Raw genomic sequence first — 26307 nt, 5'->3', positions numbered from 1 at the left:
CCAGGTAAATGCAATCTACTTGTTCAGCCCGGCAATGCACGGCGATACAAACAGCTCACCGCGCCAGGCGCCACGCAGGGTCAGGGCCGTGACCAGCAACCACATTGCCGCCAGCGCCAGCACCAGTAGCATGCCCATGTGCTGGAAGAAACCGAGGCCCAGCCAGGCCGCCAGCTTCAGGGTGGCCAGGGTGTACACCCCGAGCGGGAAGGTAAAGCCCCACCAGCCGAGGTTGAACGGCATGCCATGGCGGATGTAGCGCAGGGTGATCAGCACGGCGGTCAGCAACCACCAGAGCCCGGCGCCCCACAGCACGATACCGGCGATCAGGCCCAGGCCACGGGCGATTTCACCCAGGCTGCCGAGGCCGTTGGCGGCGAAGATCGCCGGGGCATCGGCGCCCAGCAGCAACATGCCCAGCGCACCGGTACCGATCGGCCCCAAGGCCAGCCAGCTCGATGCGGCCATGTTGGCATGCGGCAATTTGTGCAGGGCCATGCGCAGCATGAGGATGGTGAGGATGCTGAACGCCACCGGCAACGACACCGCCCACAGCACGTAGCTGGTGATCAGCACCTGGAACTGCGCATGGGCATCCACCAGGTGCGGCGCCAGCAGGCCGCCACTGGCAGCGGCGACTTCCGCGGCCACCACCGGCAGCAACCACACCGCGGTCATCTGGTCGATGCTGTGTTCCTGGCGGGTGAACATCAGGTAGGGAATGGCCACCCCGCACAGCAGCGCCAGGCCGACGTCGAACCACCACAGCGCTTCGACCCACGGCAGGATCCCTTCGCCCCAGCGATTGATGCCGAACACCAGGCAGCCGTTGAGGATGGTCGCCAGGCCCATGGGGATGGTGCCGAAGAACATCGATACGGTGGAATGGGCGAAAATCCGCCGCGCTTCGTCGAAGAACATGACCCACCGCGCGGTGTACAGCAGGGTAAACAGCACGAACAGGCCGATGGTCAACAACCACAGCGATTCGGCCAGGCCACGCAGGCCGGGTACATCGACCTGTGCCAGGGCCAGGGCGAGCACGCCGGTGCCCATGGTCGCGGCGAACCAGTTGGGGGTGAACTGACGGATCACTTCACGCGGGTGCGCCAGCTGGCTCAGCGGGCGTAACGGCGAGGTGCGGGTTTGGCTGCAAGACATGATGGATTCTCCTGTCCTCCGGTGAGGTTGTATCCATCTTAGGCCGGGAAAATATATCTATATAACGGGTATTTTCTCTATCTGTTATCGGTTTTACAGATATACAGATTTCACTGCCCGCGGCGTATGCTCGGCAGCGATAACAACAAGGACGTGGCCACTCAATGCTCACCGCTATCAAAGGTTACTCGGCGCAGGTACGCCTGCTGCTGGCAACTACCTTCATCCTCACCCTCGCCCGTGCAATCACCCTGCCCTACCTGGTGGTCTACCTGGCGCAGAACTTCGCCCTGGATATCAGCGGCATCGGCCTGATGATCGGCGGCGCGCTGATTGTCGCCTCGTTGCTGAGCCTGTATGGCGGCTACCTGATCGACACCCTGCGCAGCTACACGGTGATCATCGCCGCGACCCTGACCTTTACTTTGGCCTTTGTCGGTGCGGTGGTCAGCCGCGAACTGAGCCTGTTCTTCACCTGCCTGGTGCTGATCAATCTGGCCCTGGCGGTGGTGGACATCGCCGCCAAAGCCGGCTTCTGTGCACTGCTGCCGCTGGAAGAACGCAGCGAGGTGTTCTCGATCAAGTACACCCTGAGCAACGTCGCCTACGCGGTCGGGCCCTTTGTCGGCGTGGCGCTGGTGCTGCTGGACGATCACTTGCCGTTCCTGCTCTCGGCGCTGCTGGGCCTGGCCATGTGCCTGAGCTACCAGCGCTGGGGCGAGCGAGCGGCGCGGGCGCGGGTCGAAGGCGGCGAACAGGCCGGTTTCTTCAGCGTTGGCGTGCAACTGGTCAAAGATCGCCGGCTGATCTGCTTCACCCTCGGTGGCGCCTTGAGCGCGGTGGTGTTCGGCCAGTTCACCGCCTACCTGTCGCAGTACCTGGTGGTGACCAGCAGCGCCAGCGAGGCGGCGCGCTACATCAGCTACCTGGTGGCCACCAACGCGGTCACGGTAATTGCCCTGCAGTACGTGATTGGCCGGCGCATCAGCAGCCGCCAGTTGATGCCCTGGCTGATGGCCGGCATGGCGCTGTTTCTGGTTGGCCTGCTGGGCTTCTCGCTGGCGCAAACGCTGCTGGCCTGGTGCCTGGCGATGCTGGTGTTCACCCTTGGCGAGATCATCGTCATCCCCGCCGAGTACATGTTCATCGACAGCATCGCCCCGGAACATCTGCGCGGCGTGTATTACGGCGCGCAAAACCTGTCCAACCTCGGCGCGGCGCTGGGCCCGGTGATCTGCGGCTTTGCCCTGGCGCACCTGGTGCCGGTGGCGACCTTTTACCTGCTGATTCTTTCGGTGTTGCTGGCGGCGCTGTTCTATTACCTGGGGGCCCGGCGAGCGCCGAATTAAAGCATCGCGGGGTCTACGATGAACCAGTGGGAGCGGCGGTGCGGCGACCCGACTTGCCCCGCGATGAGGCCAGTACCGTCAGCCGCGGGACAAAGCCCGCAGCGGCAAACTCAGAACCGCCGCAACGGCGCACAAAATGATCACCGCCAAGGCATACACCTCGCCGGTCGGCACCAGGCCGAAGCTGCGCACCATCCACCCCGCCAGCATGGCCGGCACGCAGAACGCCAGGTAGCTCAGCACATAGAACGTCGCCATCAGCCCGGCGCGTTCGTGGGCCTCGGCCAGCGGCATGATGCTACGCAACGCGCCAAGGAAGCTGGCGCCAAAGCCGATGCCGGTGACTACAGTGGCGAGGAAAAACAGCCCCAGCTCACCGCGATGCAACGCCAGCAGGATCAACAGCATCCCGACCGGCAACACCCCTGTGCCCAGGCGCAGGATCTGCCCGGCCGGACGCAGCCGCAGGTGGTAGATCGCCACGGCGCCGGTCACCGTCAACGCCGCCACTAGGCCACCGCCCACCAAATTCGAGGTCGCCCCGGTGGCCTCGCGCGCCAGTGATGGCGCCAGCGACAGGAAGAACCCGCCCAGCGCCCAACCGGCGACGTTCACCGGTAGCATGCGCAACACTGCAGCCCGCGCCTGGGGCGGTACATGCAGGGCCGGACGCAAGGAGGCCAGGGCGCCGGGCTGGCGGCTGACGCTCTCGGGCAGATGCCACACCAGCAACGCCAGCGTGACGAACAAGCCGAGCAACAGCCAGTAGGCCAAACGCAGCGGCCACGGCGCAAATTCCACCAGCAGGCTGGTACCCAGGGCGCCGCTGGCCATGCCGAGCAAGGGCGTCAGGCTGTTGACCAACGGCCCCTGCTCGCGATCGATATCCAGCAACGCAGCGCCCAGCACGCTGGTAGCCATGCCAGTGGCGAAGCCTTGCAGAATGCGCGCAGCAATCAACCAGCCGACACTGTCGGCCTGCAGGAACAACAGCATGGAGACGCTTTCCAGCACCAATGCAGTGAAGATCAGCGGCCGCCGCCCCAGGTAGTCCGACAACGAACCGACTGTCAGCAGCGCCGCCAGCAAGCTGACGGCATACACCGCAAAAATCAGCGTCAGGGTTACCGCCGAGAACTGCCAGGCTTGCTGGTACAGGTGATACAAAGGCGTCGGGGTGCTCGAGGCGGCGAGAAAGCCGAGCAAGGCAAGTGCCAGGAACATCAGACGAAAACGCCGTGAGGCCGGGGATTTGAACAACATGAACATGATCAGCACTCCGCTAAAGCAATTATTTAGCTTTTGCGCAGTCTGCTCGCCTTCATTCCTTAACGCAAACCCTTTGTGTTAAGGTCGACCGATGGCGATTAAAGAAGGTATCCGCACGGGTGGGCGCAGCGCCCGTGTGCAGGCATCGGTACATGCGGCGGTACGCGAACTGCTCAAGGAGCAGGACCGCGCGAGCCTGACCGTGCCGCAAATTGCCGCTCGCGCCGGCGTCACCCCGTCAACTATCTATAGGCGCTGGGGCGAATTGGCCGCCCTGCTCGCCGATGTCGCCGTCGAGCGCGTGCTGCCTGACGTGGCGCCGCTGGACACCGGCGAGCTGCGTACCGACCTGCGCGCCTGGACCGAACAGTACCTCGACGAAATCACCTCCGAACCAGGCCGCAACCTGATGCGCGACGTGCTCAGCAGCGCCTGCCCGGGTTACTGCACCAACATTCTGCGCGGGCAACTGCAGGTCATCCTCGACCGCGCCCAGGCGCGCGGCGAGGCCCTGCCAGACATCGAACGCCTGCTGGATCTGCTGGTCGCACCGACCGTCTACCGCACCTTGTTCGCCGAAGCCCCGCCGACCCTGGAACAGCTCTACAGCCTGCTTGACCTGGCCTTGCCCGGCTAAGGCCCTGCGACGCTCTGCCACTGCGACCATCGTCGGCGCTGACGAAGCCTTTGCGGCGTGCCAGACTGATTGATCGAGGTTCGCTGTCAGGCTGAATCACCCTTTTGTTTCGGAGTTGTCATGTCGCTGTCCAGTGGGCTGATCGCCGTGGTCGCCCTGGCCTATATGGCCATCATGTTCGCCATCGCCTTTTACGGCGACCGCCGCAGCACACCGCTGCCGCCGCGCCTGCGTGCCTGGGTGTACAGCCTGTCGCTGGCGGTGTACTGCACCAGCTGGACCTTCTTCGGCGCCGTCGGCCAGGCCGCCGAACAACTCTGGGCGTTCCTGCCGATCTACCTGGGCCCTGTGCTACTGCTGCTGTTCGCGCCCTGGGTGCTGCAGAAGATGGTGCTGATCAGTAAACAGGAAAACATCACCTCGATCGCCGACTTCATCGCCGCCCGCTACGGTAAATCCCAGAGCCTGGCGGTGGTGGTGGCGCTGATCTGCCTGATCGGCGTGCTGCCGTACATCGCCTTGCAGCTCAAGGGCATCGTGCTCGGCGTCAACCTGCTGATCGGCGCAGGCGCCGATGCTACTGGCAGCCGTGTGCAGGACACCGCGCTGGTGGTGTCGCTAGTGCTGGCACTGTTTTCGATTGTCTTCGGTACCCGTAGCCTGGACGTCACCGAACACCATCGCGGCATGGTCCTGGCGATTGCCTTCGAATCGCTGGTCAAGCTGCTGGCGTTCCTCGCCGTCGGCGCCTTCGTCACCTTCGGCCTGTTCAACGGTTTCGAAGACCTGTTCAGCAAGGCGCAACTGGCGCCACGCCTGGAAGGCTTCTGGAACGAGACCATCAACTGGCCGTCGATGATCGTGCAGACCGGCGTGGCGATGATGGCGATCATCTGCCTGCCGCGCCAGTTCCATGTCACCGTGGTGGAGAACATCGAACCCCAGGACCTGCGCCTGGCGCGCTGGGTGTTCCCGATGTACCTGATCCTCGCCGCGCTGTTCGTGGTACCAATCGCTCTGGCCGGGCAGATGCTGCTGCCCGACTCGGTGCTGCCCGACTCCTTCGTGATCAGCCTGCCGCTGGCCGAGGCGCATCCGGCGCTGGCCCTGCTGGCCTTTATCGGCGGCGCGTCGGCGGCCACCGGCATGGTCATTGTCGAGGCCGTGGCGCTGTCGACCATGGTTTCCAACGACATGCTGCTGCCCTGGCTGCTGCGCCGCAACAACGCCGAGCGCCCGTTCGAAGCCTTCCGCCACTGGATGCTCTCGGTACGCCGGGTGACCATCGTCGTCATCCTTTTGCTGGCCTATGTCAGCTACCGCCTGCTCGGCTCTACCGCAAGCCTTGCGACCATCGGCCAGGTGGCGTTTGCCGCCGTGACCCAGCTGACCCCGGCCATGCTCGGCGCCCTGTACTGGAAGCAGGCCAACCGCCGCGGAGTGTTCGCCGGCCTGGCCGCCGGGGTGTTCCTGTGGTTCTACACCCTGGTGCTGCCGATTGCCGCCCATAGCCTGGGCTGGTCGCTGGAGCTATTCCCGGGCCTGGCCTGGCTGCACGGCAACCCGCTGAACCTGCCGATCACACCACTGACCCAAGGCGTGGTGCTGTCGCTGGCGGGTAACTTCACCCTGTTCGCCTGGGTGTCGATCCTCTCGCGCACACGGGTGTCCGAGCACTGGCAGGCCGGACGATTCATCGGCCAGCAGACCAGCGCCCGCCCTAGCAGCCGTTCGCTGCTGGCGGTGCAGATCGACGACCTGTTGCACCTGGCCGCACGTTTTGTCGGCGAAGAGCGCGCACGACAGAGCTTCATCCGTTTCGCCTACCGCCAGGGCAAGGGTTTCAACCCCAACCAGAATGCCGACGGCGAATGGATCGAACACACCGAGCGCCTGCTCGCCGGCGTGCTCGGCACCTCCTCGACCCGCGCAGTGGTCAAGGCCGCGATCGAAGGCCGCGACATGCAGCTTGAGGACGTGGTGCGCATCGCTGACGAAGCCTCGGAAGTGCTGCAGTTCAACCGCGCCCTGCTGCAAGGGGCAATCGAGAACATCAGCCAGGGCATCAGCGTGGTCGACCAGTCGCTGCGCCTGGTGGCCTGGAACCGCCGCTACCTGGAGCTGTTCAACTACCCCGACGGGCTGATCAGCGTCGGCCGGCCGATTGCCGACATTATCCGCTACAACGCCGAGCGCGGCCTGTGCGGCCCGGGCGAGGCCCAGGTGCACGTGGCCAGGCGCCTGCACTGGATGCGCCAGGGCCGTGCGCATACCTCCGAGCGCTTGTTCCCCAACGGCCGGGTGATCGAGCTGATCGGCAACCCGATGCCCGGCGGCGGCTTTGTCATGAGTTTTACCGACATCACCCCGTTCCGCGAAGCCGAACAGGCGCTCAAGGGCGCCAACGAAAGCCTTGAGCAACGGGTCGCCGAACGCACCCACGAGCTGTCGCAACTGAACCAGGCACTGAGCGAAGCCAAGAGCCACGCCGAGGCCGCCAACCAGTCCAAGACCCGCTTCCTCGCAGCGGTCAGCCACGACCTGATGCAGCCGCTGAACGCCGCGCGGCTGTTCTCGGCGGCGCTGTCGCATCAGGGCGATGGCTTGTCGGCCGATGCCCAGCAACTGGTCCAGCACATGGACAGCTCGCTGCGTTCGGCCGAAGAGCTGATCAGCGACCTGCTGGACATCTCGCGCCTGGAAAACGGCAAGATCACCCCGGACGTCAAACCCTTCGCCCTCAACGAACTGTTCGACACCCTCGGCGCTGAATTCAAGGTTCTGGCCCAGCAGCAAGGCCTGGATTTCCGCCTGCGCGGCAGCCGCCTGCGGGTGCAGAGCGACATGAAACTGCTGCGCCGGATTCTGCAGAACTTCCTCACCAACGCCTTCCGCTATGGCAAAAGCCCGATTCTGCTCGGCGTGCGCCGCCAGCAGGGGCGCTTGTGGCTGGAGGTCTGGGACCGTGGCAGCGGCATCGCCGACGACAAGCTGCAGGTGATCTTCGAGGAATTCAAACGCCTGGACAGCCACCAGACCCGCGCGGAAAAAGGCCTGGGCCTGGGCCTGGCGATCGCCGATGGCCTGTGCAAGGTGCTTGGCCATCCGCTTGAGGTGCAGTCGTGGCCGGGCAAGGGCAGCGTGTTCCGCGTCAGCGTGCCGCTGGCCACGGCGCCGGCGGCCCCGGTGGCCAGCCCTGCCGAACAGGCCGGGCAGCCATTGGCAGGCCTGCAGGTGCTGTGCGTCGACAACGAAGACAGCATCCTCATCGGCATGAACAGCCTGCTCAGCCGCTGGGGCTGCCAGGTATCCATCGCGCGCAATCGCGCCGAGTGTGAAGCCTTGCTGGCAAGCGGCCTGCGCCCGCACCTGGCGCTGGTGGACTACCACCTTGACGACGGCGAGGTCGGCACCGAGCTGATGGCCTGGTTACGCACACGCCTGGGCGAGCCGGTCCCCGGCGTGGTGATCAGTGCTGACGGGCGCAGCGAGATGGTCGCCCAGGTGCATGCCGCAGGGCTCGACTACCTGGCCAAGCCGGTCAAGCCGGCGGCCTTGCGCGCCCTGCTCAATCGGCATCTGAGCCTGGTCCAGTAAGGGCGCTGGCAGCCAGCGGGTCGCCTTCGCTCATGGCCCGCTCGAGCAGGTCGGCCGGCAGGCTCTTGCTGGCCCGGGCACCGAGCAGCTTGAGCTGTTCGCTGCGGCTGATCAGGTTGCCGCGCCCTTCGCAGAGCTTGTTGCGCGCCGCGCTATAGGCTTTGTCGACCTGCTGCAGGCGGCTGCCAAGCTCGTCCAGGTCCTGGATGAACAGCACGAACTTGTCGTACAGCCAACCGGCACGCTCGGCGATCTCCCGGGCATTCTGGCTCTGGCGCTCCTGCTTCCAGAGGCTGTCGATAACCCGCAAGGTGGCCAGCAAGGTGGTCGGGCTGACGATCACGATCTGGCGGTCGAAGGCTTCCTGGAACAGGTTCGGCTCTGCCTGCAAGGCGGCCGAAAACGCCGCCTCGATAGGCACGAAGAGCAGGACGAAATCCAGGCTGTGCAGGCCTTCGAGGCGGTTGTAGTCCTTGCCGGACAAGCCTTTGACATGGTTGCGCAGCGACAGCACGTGTTGCTTGAGCGCGGCCTGGGCAATCTCGCTGTCGTCGGCGCCAACGTACTGCTGGTAGGCGGTGAGGCTGACCTTGGAGTCGACCACCACCTGTTTGTCGCCCGGCAGCATGATCAGCACGTCGGGCTGAAAGCGCTCGCCGTCGGCGCTCTTGAGGCTGACCTGGGTCTGGTACTCGCGGCCCTTCTCAAGCCCGGCGTGCTCCAGCACCCGCTCCAGAATCAGCTCGCCCCAGTTGCCCTGGGTCTTCTGGCCCTTGAGCGCCTGGGTCAGGTTGGTGGCCTCATCGCTCAGGCGCAGGTTGAGCTGCTGCAGGCGTTCAAGCTCCTTGGCCAGCGAGAAGCGCTCGCGGGCCTCTTGCTGATAGCTGTCTTCGACGCGCTTTTCAAAGGCCTGGATGCGCTCCTTGAGCGGGTCGAGCAACTGCCCCAGGTGCTGCTGGCTGGTCTGGGCGAAGCGCTGTTCGCGCTCATCGAAAATCTTCGTGGCCATTTCGGCGAACTGCGCCCGCAGCTCGTCACGCGAGCCCTGCAGGTCGTCGAGGCGTTGCTGATGGCTTTCCTGCTGTTCGCGCAGCTCGGCGCTCAGGGCTGCGCTCTGGGCGTCCAGGCGACGCAATTCGGCTTCGCGGCTGGCGCGTTCGAGCTGCCAGGCATGGGCGGCATCGCGCGCTTCGTCGCGATCGATCTGCAGCAATTCAAGCTCACGGGCCTGAGCGGCCAGCGTCGCCTGCTTGGCGGCATTGGCCTGGCTCAGGTCGCTGATTTCGTCGCGGCTGGCATCGAGCTGGGCGAGCAAGCCTTCCTGGGCCAGCTGCACACTGCTCAGGCGCTCCTCAAGCAAGGCCGCGTCGGCCTGGCGCGCACTCAGGCGCCGTTGCACCTGCAGCACCAGCGCCAGCGACGGCACAGCTGCCACCACAATACCCAGCACAATGCTGGTCAGATCCACTGCCATAGCCACCCCGATCTCCCTCGGCCAACGATCAACGGCTCAGCTTATCAGCCTTGGGCGCACGCGCCGCATTCAGGCTTCAGGCAATTGCCTGAGCAGGCGCAAGGCCTCCTGCGAACCCTGGGCAGCGGCCTGTTCGAGCCAGTAGCGGCCCTGGGCGGGTTCGTTCAGTTGCCCCAAGGCGCACAGCCGGCCGTACTCGAGCTGGGCCCGGCGATCACCGGCGCGCGCTGCCTGGCGCAGCAGTTCGTGGCCGATCCGGCGGTCGCGGGCATTGCCGCAATCACGGCAGAGCATCTGCCCCAGGCGGCTCTGGGCCACCACCACGCCCTGGCGCGCTGGCTGCTTGAGCAAGCGCCCGGCAAAGTGCTTGACGTTGGGGTTGTCACCCAGGCGCGGGCTGTCGAGCAACCACAAGGCCACTTTCAAGGAGAAGCGCTTGGGCTCGGGCAGAGGCGACTGGGCAGTGGGGGCAACGAGGCTTTTGGAGCGAAACTTCATAAAAAACAGCGAAGGCAACTCGAGAGGCGCGCCACTCTACTCCATTTTTCTGACAATGGCCCGGTGCTTTTCTGCACTTTTTTCAAAATATTTCAGTGTTTTTTTCTTGACGTCAGGACGGGTATTTTGTCCCTGACGGAAGACTGTCGAAGGATTGTCGGACACCGGCCAAAAAGCTGGCACGCCCGTCCTAGAGCAAGCGCTCGGGACAATCCACAGAAGCTGTGGATAACTCGGTGGACAACCCCCTAAACCTCCCCGCAAACCCCTATGGAATGGGGCTTTCAGTCAAACTGTCGATTTTTTCACCAGCTAAAATAAGTGTTTTTTTTCATTGACTTAAGGCAACGGCCAAGTCATTGGCGGCCACTTGCCGCCTTGTTGCAGCGCTGTAACAAGGGCTGCCCCAAGTGTGCACAACCGCCCTTTAGCGAGGCATTTCCCTGCACGAAATTGGCACGTTCCCTGCCTTGTTGCACTGCAAAGCCGGCGAATTAGCCCTTCACAGACAGCCTGGAACGCGACATACTGATCGGCTCGCCAGACGAAAAGCCAAAAAGCTTGCCAGCAACGCAAAACTGCGGTAGTCTTGCCGCCGTTAGTACCAAGCTGAAAGTCAATTCTGGCCAAAGCAGTCCTTACAGTGCCCTGCCCCCTCACATCGGACAGGCCTGTTGAAACCAGGACCGGCCCACTCGATGGTTCCCCAGGTAAATCACTTCTTACTCTGACCGAACCAACCTGCAGATTGATCAGGATCTTCACCCAGCGGCATTGAACCCGACCCTGGCTGTTGCCTGTCCTCTGACGTACCTACCAGTCAGCCCCAGCGCCACATGATAAATGCGCCCAAAACTGGCTGCCCTGTTCCAGTCAGGTTCTTCGCACCGGCTTAAATGCTCGCGTTACTGGAACGTTTTATATGTGCACGGATCGAAACCGTGTCTATTGCAGGAACATCTAATAACTATGAATCACTCTACTCATACTCAGGCTGCCATTCGCACCCTTTCCCAGGCATTTGCCCCTCTGAACTGCTTGATCCTGGCGTCGCGCAAAGGCGGCTTCAGCTTCACCCTGGTCAACGAGCACGGCATTGCCCGGCACAGCGAGCGCCTGTACCCGGAGCAATACTCCGAAGCCGAGCCGCTGCAGGCCGTTATCGAGCGCACCCGTCAGGCCCTGGTGGCCTGATCCGCACGACGCTGCAAACGCTCAAGCCCCGCCCTCTGGCGGGGCTTTTTTATGCCTGGCGCCCAGCAATCACTAATTGCCGCACGGCATATGATTTATAACTAAAAGCCGCAAATGTTTTAAAAACAGGCCTTTACAGCGCGAATATGACACTACACTTCAACTCAAGCGGCAAAGGCCGCTTCCGGCGGGCCTGACCGACTCTCCAGCTGCCAAGCTCCAGCGTCCGCCGGCCAATTTCAAGTTCGAGGGCATCATGGGTATCGCCGCGAGCGAGTTGAGCCAGTTTGTCATTCGTCCGACCCTGATCTACCTGGGTCGCCACTGCGCCAGCGCCGAAGCCCTGCTGCTCGGCGTCGCCGCCAGCCAGTCAGCACTCGGCTCAGCATTGCACGACCGCCGCGGCCACGGCCTGTACCGCATTGGCGAACTGCGCCACCAAAGCCTCTGGGACCAGTTCCTGGCCCGCGACCCGGATCTCGCCAGCCTGGTCCGTGGCCTTGCCAGCCAGCATGCCTTCCTCAGCGGCCCACACCTGGAACTGACCGTAAACCTGCGCTATGCCACCGCCATCGCCTGGATGTTGATCGAAGAACAAGCCCCCGAACTGCCCGCCGCCGACGATCTGCTCGGGCTTGCACGTATCTGGCGACAAACCTTCCAGCCTCAGGGGCGCCTGCGCGATTTCACCTGCGCCTGGCAAACCTGCATCGCCCCTGTGACTCTTCAGGCCTGCTGAGAGTCACTGCTTTCCATAATCGGAAAATTCCCGCCATTTTGGTCGGATTGTCCTACAAAACCGCTCTATCTCCTGCGATACAGCCTATAGCGCTGCGGGCGAACTGATGGTAATTTTCGCCCCGGAGATCCCAAGGAGTTCTAATAATGAAAAAAGTAATGCTCAAAACCTCTCTCAGCCTCGCCGTCACTCTCGCCTCGACTCAACTGTTCGCCAGTGGCTTTGCCCTCAACGAACAAAGCGTCAGTGGCATGGGCACAGGTTTCGCGGGTCGTTCTTCTTCTGCCGATGATGCCAGCACCGTATTCGGCAACCCTGCCGGTATGTCGCGCCTGAAACGCGAGCAGATCACCGTTGGCGGCGCCGCCGTCATCGCCAAGTCCGATATTTCCGGCGGCGGGCGCCCAGGTGGCACCACCGACGGCGACATGGTGCCGTTCGTTGGCGTACCCATGGGCTACTACGTCAAGCCTCTGGATGAACACTGGACCGTCGGTTTCGGCGTCTACGCGCCGTTCGGCCTGGTCACCGATTACGAGAGCACTGCCGCCAGCCGTTACTGGGGCAAGAAAAGCCACGTTGAAGTGGTCACCTTCCAGCCAACCATCAGCTACGCCTTCAATGACAAGGTGTCGATCGGTTTCGGCCCGACCATCAACAAGATCAAGGGTGAGCTCAGCGCCAACACCCTCAACCCGCGCACCCCGGGTTTCAACGATGGCGAAGTGAAAATCAAGGGTGACGACACTGCCGTCGGCTACAACATCGGCGTGCTGGTCCAGGCCACCGACAAGACCCGCCTGGGCCTGACCTACCACTCGATGGTCGACTACAAGCTCGAAGGCAACACCAAGATCAACAACGCCCTGATCGGCCCGTTCAGCGGCAGCAAGTTCGACGCTGAACTGAAGATCAAGACCCCTGAATCGGTCGACTTCTCGGTTACCCACGAGCTGGATGACCAGTGGACTATCTACGCTGGTAGCACCTGGACCCGCTGGAGCCGCCTGGAAGCCATCACCGTCACCAACAAGGTTCCTGCCCCGCTGGCCGGCCAGTTCGGCACCATCAGCGAAGAGCAGAACTGGCACGACACCTGGGCCCACGCCATCGGCGCGTCCTACAAGCTGAACAAGGAGTGGGTACTGCGTACCGGCTTCACCGTCGACCAGTCGCCGACCAACAACCACGACCGTTCGCCACGCATCCCGACTGGCGATCGCAAGATCTTCAGCCTGGGCGCCGGCTACAGCCCAACCGACGACATGACCATCGACGTGGCGTACTCCTATCTGTGGGAAGAAGACACCAAGGTCAACCTGGCCAGCCCAACCAAGGGTTCGTACAACGCCAAGTACGAAAACAGCGCTCACGGTATTGGCGCGTCGCTGACCTATCGCTTCTGATAACAGCGCCGCAACGAAAAACCGCCGTCATCGGCGGTTTTTTTATGCCTGAGCAATCGGCCAGGCGTGCCCGACTTCCAGCTGGAGGTACTCCATGAACGCCCGCACCTTGGGGCTCAAGGCGAAACGGTCGGCCACGCACAGGTAGATATCCATCGGTTCGGTCTGGGCGTAGGCCCGTGCCGGCTGCGAATACTCGAACAACGCCACCAGCTGGCCGCGCTCGAGCAAAGGGCGGGCGACGAACTCGGCCAGGCGAGCGATACCGCCATCGCGCACCGCCATCTGCGTCAGTACGTCGATGTCATCGCTGATCAGCACCTTGTCGAACTCGGCATCAAAACGCAGCCCCTCGCGGATAAAGCCCCAGCGCAAAAAGCGCCCATCCACCGGGTAGCGGAACACCAGGCAGCGGTGCTCCTTGAGCTGCTCGGGCGATTGTGGCCAACCGGCCGCCGCCAGATAGCCCGGGGAAGCGCAGCAAATGAACGGCACCCGGGCAATGTGCCGGGCCAGCAGGCCGTCTTCGAGCTGTGGCTGGATGCGGATACTGACATCAACGCCTTCCTGGGCGTGGTTGACCCGCCGATCATTCGTAACCAATTCAATTGAAAGCTGCGGGTAGCGTGCACTGAAGGCCGGAATCAGCGGCGCCAGTACATGGCGGCCAAAGGCCGACGATGAAGCGATGCACAAGCGCCCCTTGGGCTCGCAGTCCGGGGCGGTGACCGCCTGCTGGGCCTGCTCGAGGTCGCGCTCGATGTGCTTGACCTTGTCGTAGTACAGGCTGCCACTGGGCGTCAGCACCATACTGCGCGTGGTACGCGCCAGCAGGCGCACCTGCAGGTGGGCTTCCAGGCGGGCGATATTCTGGCTCACCGCGGCGGCACTCAAGCCCAGGCTGCGAGCGCCACCGGCGATGCTGCCGGCCTCGACCACCTTGATGAAACTCTTGATCGAACCGAGCAGGTTCATGACGGCATCCAGGCATTCGTAAGATCTTCTTTATAAAGACCTAAGTCCAGCTCGTCTACCGCAGTCCAACGCCCCCTTGCTAGGCTGCCCCCTCACCCACCAGAAGGAGTCAGCATGACCTTCCAGACCAGCGCCCGCCCCCGGCGCAAACTCGGCGTTCGCGCCACCCCCTACGTGTTTGCCTTCTACATGTCGGCAATCATGGCCCTGTTGATGTGCTTCGTGATTACCGCCGCCAACGCAGGCATCAACGAGCAGTACCTGGGCAACGTGCTCAAAGCCTATCAACTGGCCATGCCAGTAGCCTTTGCCTGTGTGCTGGTGGTGCGCCCGATCGTGCTCAAGCTGGTGGCCTGGACCGTGCATCCGAGCCACTGACGCAGCTCAGGGCCGGGAAGCAATGGCCTTTTCAATCGCCGCCTTGAACGCCGGGTCATCCGGCTTGGTCAGGCTGGTGAAATTGGCCACAACCTTGCCCTGGCGATCAACCACGTACTTGTAGAAATTCCACTTCGGCGCACTGCTCTGCGCGGCCAGTTCCTTGAACAGCGGCGTGGCATCGTCGCCACGCACGGGCCGGGCCTGGGTCATAGTGAAGGTCACGCCATAGTTGGCGTAGCAGACCTTGGCGGTTTTCTCGGCATCGGCGTCTTCCTGCTTGAAGTCGTTGGACGGCACCCCGAGCATTTCCAGGCCCTGTTCGTGGTACTCCTTGTAGACGCTTTCAAGTCCCTCGAACTGCGGGGCAAAGCCGCAATAGCTGGCGGTATTGACCACCACCAGCGGCTTGCCTGCAAAACGCTGGCACAGGTCGATCTGCTCCTTGCCGCGCAGCTCCGGCAACGAGCCCTTGAGCAGCGCCGGGCAATCGGCGGCCAGGGCATTGGCCGCAGCGGCCAAGGTCAACAACGGAACCAACATCCAGCGTGCGCGCATCGTCTCTCTCCCTCGAACGTTCCCGAAGTATTCAGAGTACTCCTAGCACACGCCCATGCCCAACTGCATCAACGCCAGGCCGCCCTCATGCCAGCCCCACCAGGCCAGCGCCAGCAGCAATAGCGCGGCGAGGCCGAGCACGCTGCCAATGGCGACCCGCTTCATGCTGCCTGCGCCTGCAAGCGCGCTACCGGGCGTTCGCGTACTGGCCAGTTCAGCGCTGCGGCGAGCAGGCTGAGGAGGATGGAAATTTGCCAGACCAAATCGTAGTTGCCGGTGCGGTCATACACCACCCCGCCCAGCCAGCCGCCCAGAAATGCCCCCAACTGGTGGAACAGGAAGACGATACCGCCGAGCATCGACAAATTGCGCACACCAAACAGGGTGGCCACGGTGCCGTTGGTCAAGGGTACGGTCGACAGCCACAGCAGGCCCATGGCAATGCCGAACAGGTAGGCGCTGAACTGGCTGATTGGCGCCCACAGGAACAACACGATGACTACCGCGCGCAGCAGGTACAGCGCGGTCAGCAGCCGCGGCTTGGACATGCGCCCACCCAGCCAGCCGGCGGTGTAGGTGCCGACGATATTGAACAGCCCGACCAGCGCCAGCACTGTGGTGCCGATGGTCGCCGGCAGGTGCTGGTCGACCAGGTAGGCCGGCAGGTGCACGCCGATGAACACCACCTGGAAACCACAGACGAAAAAGCCCAGGGCCAGCAGCCAGAAACCGGAGTGCGAGCAGGCTTCGCGCAGGGCCTGGCCGAGGGTCTGGTCATTGCCCTGACTGGGCAGCGGACGATCACGCAGCAGCCCTACCAGCGGCACGATAAAGGCCACCAGCAAACCCAGCACCAGCAAGGCCGCCGACCAGCCCAGCCAGCCGATCAGGCCGAGCGTACCCGGCAGCATGGCGAACTGGCCGAAGGAGCCGGCGGCGCTGGCAATGCCCATGGCCATGCTGCGTTTTTCTGGCGGCACGGCACGGCCAACCACGCCGAGGATCACCGAAAACGAGGTGCCCGACAGGCCGATACCGATCAACAAACCGGCACTGAGCGACAGGGTCAGGGCCGAGTCGGACATGCCCATCAGCACAAGGCCAGCGGCATAAAGCATACCGCCGACCATCACCACCTTGGCAGCACCGAGGCGATCGGCCAGGGCTCCGGCAAACGGCTGGGCCAGACCCCAGATCAGGTTCTGCAAGGCAATGGCAAAGGCAAACACGCCGCGCCCCCAGCCAAAGTCGGCGCTCATCGGCGCCAGGAACAGGCCAAAGCCGTGCCGCACGCCCAGCGACAAGGCCAGGATCAGCGCCGCGCCAAGCAGAATCCACCCACTGGTTCGCCATACTGATGTCATTTTTGTTGTCTCCAGTGCCGCAAGGTTATGCGGGTATATACCCGCTTATACTCGTAAAAAGCTCAGGCCAACAGCTCCAGCAGGCGCACCAGTTCGTCACGCTGACCTTCGCCGAGGGTCTCGATCAAGCCGCTTTGCGCTTGCTCCCAGGCCGGCTCCGCCGCTTGCAGGCGTGCCCGGCCCTGCTCGGTCAGCAACACGATACGGTTGCGCAGGTCCTGCCCTTCGGCCAGGGCCACCAGGCCCTCGGCTTCCAGTACCCGCAGGTTGCGCCCCAAGGTGCTGCGGTCCAGGCCCATGGCCTCGGCCAGGGTGGAAATACTCGGTTGATCCAGGCGGCGTAAATGACGCAACAGGGAAAACTGCGCGACATTGATCCCGAAGCCTTCGAGGGCCTCGTCGTAGTGTCGGCTCACCCCACGGGCGGCGCGACGCAGGTGGGTGCAGATGCATTCGCTGGTCAACATAATGCGTGTATATACCCGCACTTTGGCAACTGCAAGCTTTTATTCGCCGCTCACAGCACCAAAGCGATCAATACCGCCAGCTCCAGCAGCTCGAGCAGGGCCCCGGCGGTATCACCGGTGGTGCCACCCAGACGGCGCACCATCACGTGGCGCAGCCAGGCGAAGACGATGGCGGCAACCAGCAGCACCCACAGGCCCTTGAACCCTGCCAGCAGCACACAGGCCAACGCACTGACGAGCATCACCAGCTGGCCCGCCCGACGCGGCAAATGATCGGCAAGCGCCTGGCCGAGCCCGCCGCTGCGCACATAGGGCGTGCACAGGAACAAGCCCAGTAACCCCGCGCGGCCGATCAGCGGTGCGAGCAACAGCAGCAGCCCGTCACCGCGCTCGATCAACGCCAGTAAGGCGCAGAACTTGAGCAGCAGCACCAGTACCAGGGTGACCACGGCAATCGGCCCGCTGCGCGGGTCTTTCATGATCAGCAAGGTACGTTCGCGGTCGCCGAAACCGCCGAGCCAGGCATCGGCGCTGTCGGCCAGGCCGTCCAGGTGCAAGGCGCCGCTGAGCAGCACCCAGGCGCTGAGCAGCAAGGCGGCGTGCAACAGCACCGGGCTACCCGCCAGCAGCGCGTTCCCCCCCCAGAGCACCACCCCGAACAACAGCCCTACCAGCGGGTAAAACAGCAATGAGCGGCCCATTTGTTCCGGCGCCGGCATGCCCGGCAGGCGCACCGGCAAGCTGCTGAGAAACTGCAGGGCGATCCAGAACCCCAGCATCTCAGCACACCTCGCGCAGGCTGCCGTCGGCCAGCAGTTCCAGGCGGCACAAGGCGCCATGGACCACTTCGACCTGCAGCAGCTGTTCACGCGGCAGGCCACGGGCGCGGGCCAGCAACAGGCGCATGACGCCGCCGTGGGTGACCAGCAGCAACTGCTGGCCGGCATGGGCCTGGTGCAAGGTGCTGATGGCCTGCAACACCCGTACGGAGAAATCCGCCACCGGCTCGCCACCTGGCGGTGTGTAGGCATAAGGGTCAGCCCAGAACCGGCCGAGCTCGGCTTCATGGGTGAGCATCAGCGCTGCCGCGCTGCGCCCTTCCCACTCACCGAAATGCAGCTCTTGCAGCCCCGGCGCCAGCTGCAGCGGCAGGTTCAACTGCGCGCCCAGCTCCTGGGCAAAGCGTGCGCAGCGCTGCAATGGCGAGCTGACCAATGCATCCCAAGGGCCGGCATCACTCACCGCCGCGCGCATCTGCGCCCAGCCCTTGTCAGTCAGGGCATCGTCGAGGCTACCGCGCAGGCCGCCGCCCAGTTCGGTTTCTCCGTGGCGCAGCAGGTCGATGATCATGCCGGGCGGTCCGCTACCGCAGCTTCGGCGAAGGTCGCCATCTGCCCGTGCAGGTCACAGGCCAGGCGCAACAGCGGCACCGCCAGTGCCGCACCACTGCCCTCGCCCAGGCGCAGGCCCAGCTCCAGCAGCGGCTCGGCGTCGAGTTCGGCGAGCACCCGGCGATGACCGGGCTCGGCGCCGCGATGACCGAACAGCAGCCAGTCGCGGCAACCCGGATTGATACGCGTCGCCACCAGCGCGGCAACGGTGCAGATAAACCCATCCACCAGCACCGCAACACCAGCCTGGGCGCAACCCAGGTAGGCGCCGACCAGCGCGGCGATCTCGAAACCACCAAAACACAACAGCCGCTGCAGCGGGTCGTCGCCAAGATTGGCATGCTGCAGCAAGGCGCGCTCGATGACCTCGGCCTTGTGCCGCACACCGGCGGCGTCCAGGCCGGTACCCGGACCACTGAGCTCGCTGGCCGGACAACCGAGCACGGCGCAGGCCAGGGCGCTGGCGGCGGTGGTGTTACCGATGCCCATCTCGCCGCCGATAAACAACCGGGCGCCGCTGGCGGCCGCGCGCAGGGCACTCTCGCGCCCGCCTTGCAGAGCCTGCAGGCCTTGTTCGTAGGTCATCGCCGGTACCCGAGCGAAGTTGGCCGTGCCCGGGCCGACGCGCAGGTGGCGCACGTCCGGCAGGTCCAGGGCCAGGTCGATGGTACCCAGGTCGATCACTTCCAGTTGAGCATTCAGCTGCCGCGCCAGCACGCTGATCGCAGCGCCGCCGCTGACGAAATTGAGCAGCATCTGCCCGGTCACCGCCTGCGGGTAAGCCGAGATGCCTTCGGCGACCACACCGTGATCGCCGGCAAAAATCGCGATCCACACCTGCTCGACGCTCGGCTTGAGCTGGCCTTGCAAGCCGGCCAGTTGCACTGCCAGCTGCTCCAGGCGACCCAGCGAGCCTGCCGGCTTGGTCAGTTGCTGTTGCCGCGCCAGGGCCTGTTCGCGAACAATCGGGTCGACAGCTCGACAGGCTTCACGCCACCAGGTTTGACTCATAGTGCAGGTCCTTTCAGGGTAAGCGGCAAGCCGGCGACAGTCAGCACCACGCGCTGGCAGCGCTCGGCAATGGCCTGGTGCAGCGCGCCTGCTTCATCGACATAACGGCGGGTCAGCTCGCCCATGGGCACTACGCCCAGGCCGGTTTCGTTGCTGACCAGTATGATTTCGCCCGGCAACGCTGCCAGGCACTCGAGCAGCGCCGTGCGTTCGGCCGCCAGGCGCTCAGGGTTGTCGAGCATCAGCAGGTTGGTCAGCCACAGGGTCAGGCAATCGACCAGCAGGCAGCGCTCGGCACTGGCAGTGGCACGCAGCACCCGCACCAACTCCAGCGGCTCTTCGATCAATCCCCACTCGGCCGGACGCCGCTCGCGGTGCAACTGCACCCGTGCATTCATCTCGCCGTCGAGCGGTTCGCTGGTGGCGATGTAGGTGACCGCCAGGCCGCTCTGCACCGCCAGTTGTTCGGCCAGGCGGCTCTTGCCCGAACGGGCGCCGCCAAGGATCAGGTTGAGCATTTCAGTTCTGTCCGCAGAGTTGGCGCAGGCGCGCGGTGTCCAGGTGCTGCTCGACCAGGTCGGCCAGGCGCTCGATGTCGCGTTCGCGCAGGGCGTGGTAGTCGATCTGCTCGACCTCCTGCAGCCCGGCCCAGCGCAACAGCGCGGCGCAGCAATGCGGCGCCTCGAACAGGCCATGCAGGTAGGTGGCGAGGATCTGCCCGTCGGCGCTGATGGCGCCATCGGCGCGGCCGCCGTCGAGCAACACTGCCGGGCGCTCCAGCGCCGGCCCCTGGGTTACCCCGGCATGAATCTCATAGCCGCTGATGGCCGCCTGCTCCAGCTGCAGGGTGCCGGCGACATTGCGCAGCTGCTTTTCGGCTTCGAGCACGGTGACAAAATCCAGCAGACCGAGGCCATCGCTGGCCCCCGCTGGGCCTTCCAGGCCCAAGGGGTCTTCCACCCGCTGGCCGAGCATCTGCAGCCCGCCGCAAATGCCCAGGACCTTGCCGCCGTAACGCAGGTGGCGACTGATCGCCTGGTCCCAACCACGCTCACGCAATTGCGCCAGGTCGCCGCGCACGCTCTTGGAGCCAGGCAAAATGATCAGGTCAGCGGGCGGAATCGGCTGACCGGGGCCGATAAACTGCAGATCGACCTGCGGGTGCAGGCGCAGCGGGTCGAAATCGGTGTGGTTGCTGATGCGCGGCAGCACCGGCACGATCACCTTGAGCTGGCGCCCGGCCTTGAGGCCCTGGCGCTGGTCGATACCGTCTTCGGCTTCCAGGTGCAGGTCCAGCACATAGGGCAGCACGCCCAGCACTGGCTTGCCGGTACGTTCTTCAAGCCAGTCCAGACCCGGCTGGAGCAAGGCGATATCGCCACGAAAACGGTTGATGACAAAGCCTTTGACCCGCGCCTGTTCGCTCGTCGAGAGCAACTCCAGGGTACCGACCAGATGCGCAAACACCCCGCCCCGATTGATGTCGGCAATCAGGATCACCGGGCAGTCGACTGCCTCGGCAAAGCCCATGTTGGCAATGTCGCCGGCACGCAGGTTGATTTCAGCCGGCGAGCCGGCGCCTTCGACCATTACCACCGGATAGGCCGCGCTCAGGCGCTGGTGCGAAGCCAGCACGGCCTGCATGGCGATGGCCTTGTAGTCGTGATAGGCCACGGCGTTCATGCTGGTGACCGCGCGGCCATGGACGATCACCTGGGCGCCGGTGTCGCTGTTGGGCTTGAGCAGCACCGGGTTCATGTCGGTGTGGGGCGCCAGGCCCGCGGCCTGCGCCTGCACCGCCTGGGCGCGGCCGATCTCGCCGCCCTCGGCGGTCACGGCACTGTTGAGCGCCATGTTCTGCGGCTTGAACGGCACCACGGCAATACCCTGGCGCAACAGCCAGCGGCACAGCGCGGTCACCAGGGTGCTTTTGCCGGCATCGGAGGTGGTGCCCTGCACCATCAGGGTGGTCATGCTTGTTCCTTGCGGTAATCGCTGAAAGCCTGGGCCAGGCGCTGAAAGTCCGGTTCACTGGCCGGCAGGCCGAAACGCAGGCTCGGCGGCTGGCTGAACAGGCGCAGGAGGATGCCGCGCCGGGCCATGAATTCATGCAGGCGCGGCGCCTGCTCGGTGACCAGGTACTGGAACAGGTCGCAGCTGCCGCTGGGGGCGAAACCTGCCGCACTGAGCACCTCGGCCAGGCGCTGGCTGGCAGCGGCGCAGCGGATGATCTGCTGCTGATGGGCGGCGCCGTCGAGCAGGCAGGCCTGGCCGAGGATCCGCGTCGGGCCGCTGATGGTCCAGGGCCCGAGCTGTTCGGCGAGCAGTTGCAACAACTGGCGCTCGGCCAGAACAAAGCCCAGGCGTACGCCGGCCAAGCCGAAGAACTTGCCGAACGAGCGCAGCACGATCAACCCGCTGCGCTCGGCATGGGCGCCAATGCTGTGTTGCGGGGTGTTGTCCATGAACGCTTCATCAACCAGCAGCCAGCCGCCACGGCGGGCCAGGCGACCATGCCATTCCAGCAGTTGCTCGGCAGCAATCAGCTGCCCGGTGGGGTTGTTGGGGTTGACCACCACCAGCACGTCGAGGCTGTCGAGGTAATAATCGACCTGGTCCAGCGGCAACTCGCGCACCCGGTGCCCAGCGCGGCGCCAGCCTTCGGCGTGTTCGGCGTAGCACGGCGACAGCACCCCGACCGTGCCGGGGCGACGCAGGCGTGGCAAAGCCTGGATCGCCGCCTGGGAGCCGGCCACTGGCAACAGTTGCTCGACCTGATAGTAATCACGGGCCGCCTGCTCGAGGCCGTCTTCGGTTTCGGGCAAGCGCGCCCAGGCCCGCAGCGGAATCTCAGGGATGGAATAAGACCACGGGGCGATGCCGCTGGACAGGTCCAGCCAGTCTTCGCGGGCGATGCCGTATTGCTGCACTACGCGTTGCAGGCGACCACCGTGTTCAAGCATAGAATTCAGCCCCCAGGCACAACAGCAGCAACCACAACCACACGCCCTGGCAAACCAGGCGCCAACCGCGTTCGATGGCGTCGGCATCGGCCTGCGGGCCTTCGCCCAGTTGCGGGCGCTCGTGCAGCTCGCCGTGATACACCGCCGGCCCGCCCAGCTCGACGCCCAGGGCTCCGGCCCCGGCCGCCATCACCGGCCCGGCATTGGGGCTGTCCCACAACGGCGCCTGGCGCCGCCAGCAGCTCAGGGCCAGGCGGGTCTTGCCCAGCAGCGCGTAAGTCAGCGCCACCAAGCGTGCCGGAATATAGTTGAGCACATCGTCGATCTTCGCCGCAGCCCAGCCAAAACGCTCGAAGCGTTCATTACGATAGCCCCACATGGCGTCGAGGGTGTTGCTCAGGCGATAGAGCACCACCCCCGGTACGCCGGCAACGACAAACCAGAACAGCGCGGCGAACACCGCATCGCTGCCGTTCTCCAGCACCGACTCGGTGGCGGCGCGGGCCACGGCGGTTTCGTCCAGCTCGCGGGTTTCGCGGCTGACCAGATAACCGACGCGCTGGCGGGCTTTTTCCAGGTCGCCCTGGCGCAGGGCTTCGGCCACCGGCGTTACGTGCTCGCCAAGGCTGCGCAGGCCGAGGGCGCAGTACAGCGCCAAAACTTCAATCAGCCAGCCAATGTACGGCAGCCAGGACAACAGCATGGCGATGAAGGTCAGCGGCACCACCGCCAGGAACCAGGCGCTGACGCCGTGGCTGCGCCAGCCTCGGCCGCCGGCATTCAAGCGCTGTTCCAGGCGCCCGGCCAGGCGCCCGAAGGCTACCAGCGGATGCCGGCGCTTGGGCTCGCCCAGCAGCGCATCCAGCGCCACCCCGGCCACTGTCAGCAACGCCACGCTCATCAAGACTCCCCCCACTGGTTTTCAAACAGCATGTCGTGCAGCGGCCGCGCTGTGGTCCAGCCTTCAAGCACCAGCATCGGCGCCGGGTAAAATTCGTGAACCGGGCCCAGGCAGAGGATTGCCAACGGCTTGGCACCGGCCGGCATGCCGAGCAGCTCGGCCAGGGCCCGGGGCTCGAACAGCGACACCCAGCCCATGCCCAGACCTTCGGCGCGGGCCGCCAGCCACAAGTTCTGGATCGCACAGGACAACGACGCCAGGTCCATCTCCGGCAAGGTCCGGCGGCCGAAGATATGCGCTTCGCGCTCATCCATCAGCGCCGCCACCAGCAGCTCGGCGCAGTCGTTGATACCTTCGACCTTGAGTTTCATGAAGTCATCGGAGCGCTCGCCGAGCGCCTGCGCTGTACGCAGGCGCTCCTCTTCCACCAGGGCCTGTATCCGCTGGCGCAGTTCGCGCTGGGTGATACGGATGAAACGCCAGGGCTGCATCAGCCCGACGCTGGGCGCCTGGTGCGCGGCCTCAAGCAGGCGCGCGAGCAACTCGGGGGCGACTTCGCCGCCACTGAAGTGACGCATGTCGCGACGCTCGCCGATGGCGCGGTAGACCGCCGCACGTTCGGCCTCGGTAAAAGCATGTTCAGTCATGGACACAGCAGCGCCGCCGACGCCTGGGGGTTGGAAGCAAAATAGAAATGCACGTAGGAGGCGGTCAAGCGCCCCTGGCGGTACACCGCCTCGGCACCACGACCACCGTTGGGGCTCTGGCCGCGGGCAACCGGCTCAAGCTCGGTATGGGTCAGCGAATGATGATAGGTGTGCCCGCGCAAGGTGCCTTCAGGCAGTTCTACGGCCTGCAGGGCCAAGGCGGCCAGGCGCTTTTGCATCACTGCCTCGCCTGCCAGCAGGCCGAGCAGTTCGGCACGCTCGCCGGCAACATCGGTGAGCGCATCAAGCAGGTAGAGCATGCCGCCGCATTCGGCGAGCAACGGCTTGCCGGCGTGGTGATGGGCGCGGATAGCCTCGAGCATCGGTGTGTTGGCCGCCAGCGCCTGGTGATGCAATTCGGGGTAACCGCCGGGCAGGTACAGGCTGTCAGCGGCTGGCAAGCTTGTGTCATGCAGCGGCGAGAAAAACGCCAGCTGCGCGCCCATGGCCCGCAGCAGATCGAGGTTGGCGCCATAGGTAAAGGCAAAGGCTTCGTCGCGGGCAACGGCAATACGCACACCTTGCAGCAACGGCTCGATGGCAAACTCGGTCGGCGCGGCAAAGCGCACCGCTGGCGGCAACGCCGCATCGCAACTGGCGCCCAGGGCCGCTGCGGCAGCATCCAGCCGCGCATCAAGGTCGTTCAGTTCACTGGCTTGCACCAGCCCCAGGTGACGGCTCGGCAATTCGATGCCGGTTTCTCGCGACAGCCCACCGTACCAGCGCAGCCCCTCGGTCAGGCTGCCTTCAAGCAACTGGGCATGGCGCAGGGTACCGACACGGTTGGCCAACACCCCGGCAAACGGCAGGTCCGGCTGATAGCGCGCCAGGCCCAGGGCCAGGGCGCCGAAGGTCTGGGCCATGGCGGTGCCATCGATCACCGCCAGCACCGGCACGCCAAAATGCCGGGCCAGGTCGGCGCTCGATGGCGTGCCATCGAACAGGCCCATGACCCCTTCGATGAGGATCAGGTCGGCCTCGCCCGCCGCCTCCCACAATAGCCGGCGGCTTTCCTGCTCGCCGACCATCCACAGGTCGAGCTGATACACCGGCGCACCACTGGCGCGCTCGAGGATCATCGGGTCAAGAAAGTCCGGGCCGCACTTGAACACGCGGACCTTGCGCCCCTGGTTGCGATGCAGGCGCGCCAGTGCGGCGGTCACCGTGGTCTTGCCCTGGCCGGAGGCCGGTGCGGCGATCAATACCGCCGGGCAATGGCGCGCATCACTCATAGTTCGACGCCCTTCTGGGCGCGGATGCCGGCCTGGAAGGCGTGCTTGATCATGCCCATTTCGGTGACGGTGTCGGCCAGTTCGATCATTTCATCCTTGGCCGCGCGACCGGTGACGATCACGTGCTGCATCGGCGGGCGCGCCTGCAGGTCGCTGAGCACCTGGTCGAGGTCGAGGTAGCCGTGCTTGAGGGCGATGTTCAGTTCATCAAGCACCACGAAGGCGATCGACGGGTCCTGGAGCATCTGCCGCGACACTGCCCAGGCAGCTTCGGCGGCAGCGATGTCGCGCTGGCGGTCCTGGGTTTCCCAGGTAAAGCCCTCGCCCATCACGTGGTAGCGCACCTGCTCGGGAAAGCGCCGGAAAAACAGCTCTTCGCCAGTGCTGTTGCGGCCCTTGATGAACTGCACCACGCCGCACTGCATGCCGTGGCCCATGGCCCGGGCGAGCATGCCGAAGGCCGAACTGCTCTTGCCCTTGCCGTTGCCGGTAAGTACCAGCAGCAAGCCGCATTCGTTGGGCGAGTTGGCGATGCGCTCGTCGATCACGGCCTTTTTGCGCTGCATGCGCGCCAGGTGGCGTTCGTCGCGCTCGGTGGATTCAGTCATGAGGTTCTCCGCAAACCACTGTCGGCCGATCTGCAACGAACGCAGCAGCCGACGGCTGCTCAGCATATCGAAGGAACGTGCGTGACAGATGAATGGATATGGCAGACGGAAAACGCGCAGGGCTGCGGCACAGGCCGGAGGAACCGCGCATCACCCTCCGTGATGCCGTTGGCTGTTACAGGCCGGTCTCCGGGCTTGTGAGCGGGGCCATCGACACCCGGGGCTGCGCGCCTTCCCGGGCATGAATGCCCAGTGGCCCTGCACAGCCTTGACTCACCTACCGTTGCGGGGGCAGCGCCGGATTCGCGCGTTTTACGCGCCCACCGGCTTCCCTGTTTCACCCTGCCAGGCCATCGCCTGCAGAGCACCTGAAACAAGTCGCGAAGGTTAGAGGGTTGCACCCGGAGCGTCAATGAAAGGCGCTGCAC

At 64.6% G+C, this 26307-nt stretch carries 26 protein-coding genes and 1 riboswitch; of the genes, 7 read left to right on the top strand and 19 right to left on the bottom strand.

All coding sequences use genetic code 11. The features are described from left to right. Positions 1–15 precede the first annotated feature (15 nt). Positions 16–1161, bottom strand: a complete 1146-nt coding sequence (locus ACIOVF_RS17800; protein ID WP_195884824.1) for a TDT family transporter — start codon at positions 1159–1161, stop codon at positions 16–18. A gap of 164 nt (positions 1162–1325) precedes the next feature. Here ACIOVF_RS17800 and ACIOVF_RS17795 point away from each other — a divergent pair, with 164 nt between their 5' ends. Continuing rightward, positions 1326–2510, top strand: a complete 1185-nt coding sequence (locus ACIOVF_RS17795) for an MFS transporter (RefSeq protein WP_401291192.1) — start codon at positions 1326–1328, stop codon at positions 2508–2510. A gap of 78 nt (positions 2511–2588) precedes the next feature. Here the strand turns inward: ACIOVF_RS17795 and ACIOVF_RS17790 are convergent, their stop codons facing one another. Continuing rightward, the gene (locus ACIOVF_RS17790; protein WP_401291189.1) at positions 2589–3779 is read right to left on the bottom strand and encodes an MFS transporter; all 1191 of its coding nucleotides are present in this window, start codon (positions 3777–3779) and stop codon (positions 2589–2591) included. A gap of 91 nt (positions 3780–3870) precedes the next feature. Between ACIOVF_RS17790 and ACIOVF_RS17785 the strand changes: the two genes are divergently transcribed. Together ACIOVF_RS17785 and ACIOVF_RS17780 are read left to right on the top strand one after the other, a co-directional pair. Further along, entirely contained in the window at positions 3871–4416 is a 546-nt protein-coding gene (locus tag ACIOVF_RS17785; RefSeq protein ID WP_093380335.1) for a TetR/AcrR family transcriptional regulator, read from the top strand. A 120-nt stretch (positions 4417–4536) separates the two neighbouring features. After that, positions 4537–8013: a PAS domain-containing hybrid sensor histidine kinase/response regulator gene (locus ACIOVF_RS17780; RefSeq protein WP_093380333.1), complete on the top strand. Its 3477-nt coding sequence runs from the start codon at positions 4537–4539 to the stop codon at positions 8011–8013. On the opposite strand, the gene rmuC is transcribed toward ACIOVF_RS17780, so the two are convergent. Next, positions 7985–9373 carry a DNA recombination protein RmuC gene (gene rmuC / locus ACIOVF_RS17775; protein WP_176794326.1) on the bottom strand — a complete coding sequence of 463 codons (1389 nt, stop codon included), beginning with the start codon at positions 9371–9373 and terminating at the stop codon, positions 7985–7987. The two genes, ACIOVF_RS17780 and rmuC, sit on opposite strands and share 29 nt — an antisense overlap. Before the next feature lie 183 nt (positions 9374–9556). Continuing rightward, positions 9557–9985 carry a tetratricopeptide repeat protein gene (locus ACIOVF_RS17770; protein ID WP_401291184.1) on the bottom strand — a complete coding sequence of 143 codons (429 nt, stop codon included), beginning with the start codon at positions 9983–9985 and terminating at the stop codon, positions 9557–9559. A 969-nt stretch (positions 9986–10954) separates the two neighbouring features. On the opposite strand from ACIOVF_RS17770, the gene ACIOVF_RS17765 reads away from it, so the two are divergent. From ACIOVF_RS17765 to ACIOVF_RS17755, 3 genes are all read left to right on the top strand, one after another. Continuing rightward, positions 10955–11179: a hypothetical protein gene (locus tag ACIOVF_RS17765; protein WP_045195514.1), complete on the top strand. Its 225-nt coding sequence runs from the start codon at positions 10955–10957 to the stop codon at positions 11177–11179. Between the two features lie 256 nt (positions 11180–11435). After that, positions 11436–11918, top strand: a complete 483-nt coding sequence (locus tag ACIOVF_RS17760) for a hypothetical protein (RefSeq protein WP_045195516.1) — start codon at positions 11436–11438, stop codon at positions 11916–11918. 146 nt (positions 11919–12064) lie between these two features. Continuing rightward, positions 12065–13324 (top strand): OmpP1/FadL family transporter, encoded by a 1260-nt coding sequence (locus ACIOVF_RS17755; protein ID WP_123567137.1) that lies wholly within the window; start codon positions 12065–12067, stop codon positions 13322–13324. 42 nt (positions 13325–13366) lie between these two features. Here ACIOVF_RS17755 and ACIOVF_RS17750 read toward each other — a convergent pair whose 3' ends face one another. After that, positions 13367–14299: a LysR family transcriptional regulator gene (locus ACIOVF_RS17750; RefSeq protein ID WP_195884830.1), complete on the bottom strand. Its 933-nt coding sequence runs from the start codon at positions 14297–14299 to the stop codon at positions 13367–13369. Positions 14300–14413: 114 nt separating this feature from the next. Between ACIOVF_RS17750 and ACIOVF_RS17745 the strand changes: the two genes are divergently transcribed. Beyond that, the gene (locus tag ACIOVF_RS17745; RefSeq protein WP_045195522.1) at positions 14414–14677 is read left to right on the top strand and encodes a DUF2798 domain-containing protein; all 264 of its coding nucleotides are present in this window, start codon (positions 14414–14416) and stop codon (positions 14675–14677) included. Positions 14678–14683: 6 nt separating this feature from the next. On the opposite strand, the gene ACIOVF_RS17740 is transcribed toward ACIOVF_RS17745, so the two are convergent. The 14 genes from ACIOVF_RS17740 to cobO all read right to left on the bottom strand — a co-directional run bounded on the left by ACIOVF_RS17740 (position 14684) and on the right by cobO (position 25879). After that, on the bottom strand, positions 14684–15235 hold the full coding sequence (locus ACIOVF_RS17740) for a glutathione peroxidase (RefSeq protein WP_093380328.1): 552 nt from the start codon (positions 15233–15235) through the stop codon (positions 14684–14686). A gap of 42 nt (positions 15236–15277) precedes the next feature. After that, on the bottom strand, positions 15278–15400 hold the full coding sequence (locus tag ACIOVF_RS17735) for a hypothetical protein (RefSeq protein WP_256326709.1): 123 nt from the start codon (positions 15398–15400) through the stop codon (positions 15278–15280). Next, a complete protein-coding gene (locus ACIOVF_RS17730) occupies positions 15397–16599 on the bottom strand; it encodes an MFS transporter (RefSeq protein ID WP_401291177.1) in 1203 nt (400 codons plus the stop codon). The genes ACIOVF_RS17735 and ACIOVF_RS17730 overlap by 4 nt, the downstream gene beginning before the upstream one ends. Positions 16600–16661: 62 nt before the next feature. Further along, positions 16662–17066 carry a MarR family winged helix-turn-helix transcriptional regulator gene (locus tag ACIOVF_RS17725; RefSeq protein WP_045195528.1) on the bottom strand — a complete coding sequence of 135 codons (405 nt, stop codon included), beginning with the start codon at positions 17064–17066 and terminating at the stop codon, positions 16662–16664. Positions 17067–17116: 50 nt separating this feature from the next. Then, positions 17117–17845 carry an adenosylcobinamide-GDP ribazoletransferase gene (locus ACIOVF_RS17720; protein ID WP_401291174.1) on the bottom strand — a complete coding sequence of 243 codons (729 nt, stop codon included), beginning with the start codon at positions 17843–17845 and terminating at the stop codon, positions 17117–17119. A 1-nt stretch (position 17846) separates the two neighbouring features. Then, positions 17847–18416, bottom strand: coding sequence for an alpha-ribazole phosphatase family protein (gene cobC / locus ACIOVF_RS17715; RefSeq protein ID WP_213603477.1), 570 nt, complete (start codon positions 18414–18416; stop codon positions 17847–17849). After that, entirely contained in the window at positions 18413–19468 is a 1056-nt protein-coding gene (cobT, locus tag ACIOVF_RS17710) for a nicotinate-nucleotide--dimethylbenzimidazole phosphoribosyltransferase (RefSeq protein WP_093380322.1), read from the bottom strand. The genes cobC and cobT overlap by 4 nt, the downstream gene beginning before the upstream one ends. Next, entirely contained in the window at positions 19465–19986 is a 522-nt protein-coding gene (gene cobU, locus ACIOVF_RS17705) for a bifunctional adenosylcobinamide kinase/adenosylcobinamide-phosphate guanylyltransferase (RefSeq protein WP_401291170.1), read from the bottom strand. Before cobU ends, cobT begins: the two co-directional genes overlap by 4 nt. Before the next feature lies 1 nt (position 19987). Beyond that, entirely contained in the window at positions 19988–21442 is a 1455-nt protein-coding gene (locus ACIOVF_RS17700; protein ID WP_045195538.1) for a cobyric acid synthase, read from the bottom strand. Beyond that, a complete protein-coding gene (cobD, locus tag ACIOVF_RS17695) occupies positions 21439–22431 on the bottom strand; it encodes a threonine-phosphate decarboxylase CobD (RefSeq protein ID WP_401291166.1) in 993 nt (330 codons plus the stop codon). The genes ACIOVF_RS17700 and cobD overlap by 4 nt, the downstream gene beginning before the upstream one ends. Further along, entirely contained in the window at positions 22424–23332 is a 909-nt protein-coding gene (gene cbiB, locus ACIOVF_RS17690) for an adenosylcobinamide-phosphate synthase CbiB (protein WP_045195541.1), read from the bottom strand. Before cbiB ends, cobD begins: the two co-directional genes overlap by 8 nt. Continuing rightward, positions 23332–23985 carry a 5,6-dimethylbenzimidazole synthase gene (gene bluB / locus ACIOVF_RS17685; RefSeq protein ID WP_401291162.1) on the bottom strand — a complete coding sequence of 218 codons (654 nt, stop codon included), beginning with the start codon at positions 23983–23985 and terminating at the stop codon, positions 23332–23334. Before bluB ends, cbiB begins: the two co-directional genes overlap by 1 nt. Continuing rightward, positions 23976–25271: a cobyrinate a,c-diamide synthase gene (locus ACIOVF_RS17680; RefSeq protein WP_093380310.1), complete on the bottom strand. Its 1296-nt coding sequence runs from the start codon at positions 25269–25271 to the stop codon at positions 23976–23978. The genes bluB and ACIOVF_RS17680 overlap by 10 nt, the downstream gene beginning before the upstream one ends. Continuing rightward, a complete protein-coding gene (cobO, locus tag ACIOVF_RS17675; RefSeq protein WP_010220352.1) occupies positions 25268–25879 on the bottom strand; it encodes a cob(I)yrinic acid a,c-diamide adenosyltransferase in 612 nt (203 codons plus the stop codon). The genes ACIOVF_RS17680 and cobO overlap by 4 nt, the downstream gene beginning before the upstream one ends. Before the next feature lie 162 nt (positions 25880–26041). Continuing rightward, positions 26042–26266: riboswitch (cobalamin riboswitch) on the bottom strand. Positions 26267–26307: the final 41 nt, after the last annotated feature.

It is taken from the genome of Pseudomonas sp. NPDC087612 (genome assembly GCF_044743505.1).
GTDB lineage: Bacteria > Pseudomonadota > Gammaproteobacteria > Pseudomonadales > Pseudomonadaceae > Aquipseudomonas.
Note: the sequence above shows the minus strand (reverse complement) of the source record. Positions and strands in the feature narration are given on the sequence as shown.

Excerpts from the sequence above, each read along its gene's own strand:
- ACIOVF_RS17800 (WP_195884824.1), bottom strand. The coding sequence starts at position 1,161 with ATGTCTTGCAGCCAAACCCGCACCTCGCCGTTACGCCCGCTGAGCCAG.
- ACIOVF_RS17795 (WP_401291192.1), top strand. The coding sequence starts at position 1,326 with ATGCTCACCGCTATCAAAGGTTACTCGGCGCAGGTACGCCTGCTGCTG.
- ACIOVF_RS17790 (WP_401291189.1), bottom strand. The coding sequence starts at position 3,779 with ATGTTCATGTTGTTCAAATCCCCGGCCTCACGGCGTTTTCGTCTGATG.
- ACIOVF_RS17785 (WP_093380335.1), top strand. The coding sequence starts at position 3,871 with ATGGCGATTAAAGAAGGTATCCGCACGGGTGGGCGCAGCGCCCGTGTG.
- ACIOVF_RS17780 (WP_093380333.1), top strand. The coding sequence starts at position 4,537 with ATGTCGCTGTCCAGTGGGCTGATCGCCGTGGTCGCCCTGGCCTATATG.
- ACIOVF_RS17770 (WP_401291184.1), bottom strand. The coding sequence starts at position 9,985 with ATGAAGTTTCGCTCCAAAAGCCTCGTTGCCCCCACTGCCCAGTCGCCT.
- ACIOVF_RS17765 (WP_045195514.1), top strand. The coding sequence starts at position 10,955 with ATGAATCACTCTACTCATACTCAGGCTGCCATTCGCACCCTTTCCCAG.
- ACIOVF_RS17760 (WP_045195516.1), top strand. The coding sequence starts at position 11,436 with ATGGGTATCGCCGCGAGCGAGTTGAGCCAGTTTGTCATTCGTCCGACC.
- ACIOVF_RS17755 (WP_123567137.1), top strand. The coding sequence starts at position 12,065 with ATGAAAAAAGTAATGCTCAAAACCTCTCTCAGCCTCGCCGTCACTCTC.
- ACIOVF_RS17750 (WP_195884830.1), bottom strand. The coding sequence starts at position 14,299 with ATGAACCTGCTCGGTTCGATCAAGAGTTTCATCAAGGTGGTCGAGGCC.
- ACIOVF_RS17745 (WP_045195522.1), top strand. The coding sequence starts at position 14,414 with ATGACCTTCCAGACCAGCGCCCGCCCCCGGCGCAAACTCGGCGTTCGC.
- ACIOVF_RS17740 (WP_093380328.1), bottom strand. The coding sequence starts at position 15,235 with ATGCGCGCACGCTGGATGTTGGTTCCGTTGTTGACCTTGGCCGCTGCG.
- ACIOVF_RS17735 (WP_256326709.1), bottom strand. The coding sequence starts at position 15,400 with ATGAAGCGGGTCGCCATTGGCAGCGTGCTCGGCCTCGCCGCGCTATTG.
- ACIOVF_RS17730 (WP_401291177.1), bottom strand. The coding sequence starts at position 16,599 with ATGACATCAGTATGGCGAACCAGTGGGTGGATTCTGCTTGGCGCGGCG.
- ACIOVF_RS17725 (WP_045195528.1), bottom strand. The coding sequence starts at position 17,066 with ATGTTGACCAGCGAATGCATCTGCACCCACCTGCGTCGCGCCGCCCGT.
- ACIOVF_RS17720 (WP_401291174.1), bottom strand. The coding sequence starts at position 17,845 with ATGCTGGGGTTCTGGATCGCCCTGCAGTTTCTCAGCAGCTTGCCGGTG.
- cobC (WP_213603477.1), bottom strand. The coding sequence starts at position 18,416 with ATGATCATCGACCTGCTGCGCCACGGAGAAACCGAACTGGGCGGCGGC.
- cobT (WP_093380322.1), bottom strand. The coding sequence starts at position 19,468 with ATGAGTCAAACCTGGTGGCGTGAAGCCTGTCGAGCTGTCGACCCGATT.
- cobU (WP_401291170.1), bottom strand. The coding sequence starts at position 19,986 with ATGCTCAACCTGATCCTTGGCGGCGCCCGTTCGGGCAAGAGCCGCCTG.
- ACIOVF_RS17700 (WP_045195538.1), bottom strand. The coding sequence starts at position 21,442 with ATGACCACCCTGATGGTGCAGGGCACCACCTCCGATGCCGGCAAAAGC.
- cobD (WP_401291166.1), bottom strand. The coding sequence starts at position 22,431 with ATGCTTGAACACGGTGGTCGCCTGCAACGCGTAGTGCAGCAATACGGC.
- cbiB (WP_045195541.1), bottom strand. The coding sequence starts at position 23,332 with ATGAGCGTGGCGTTGCTGACAGTGGCCGGGGTGGCGCTGGATGCGCTG.
- ACIOVF_RS17680 (WP_093380310.1), bottom strand. The coding sequence starts at position 25,271 with ATGAGTGATGCGCGCCATTGCCCGGCGGTATTGATCGCCGCACCGGCC.
- cobO (WP_010220352.1), bottom strand. The coding sequence starts at position 25,879 with ATGACTGAATCCACCGAGCGCGACGAACGCCACCTGGCGCGCATGCAG.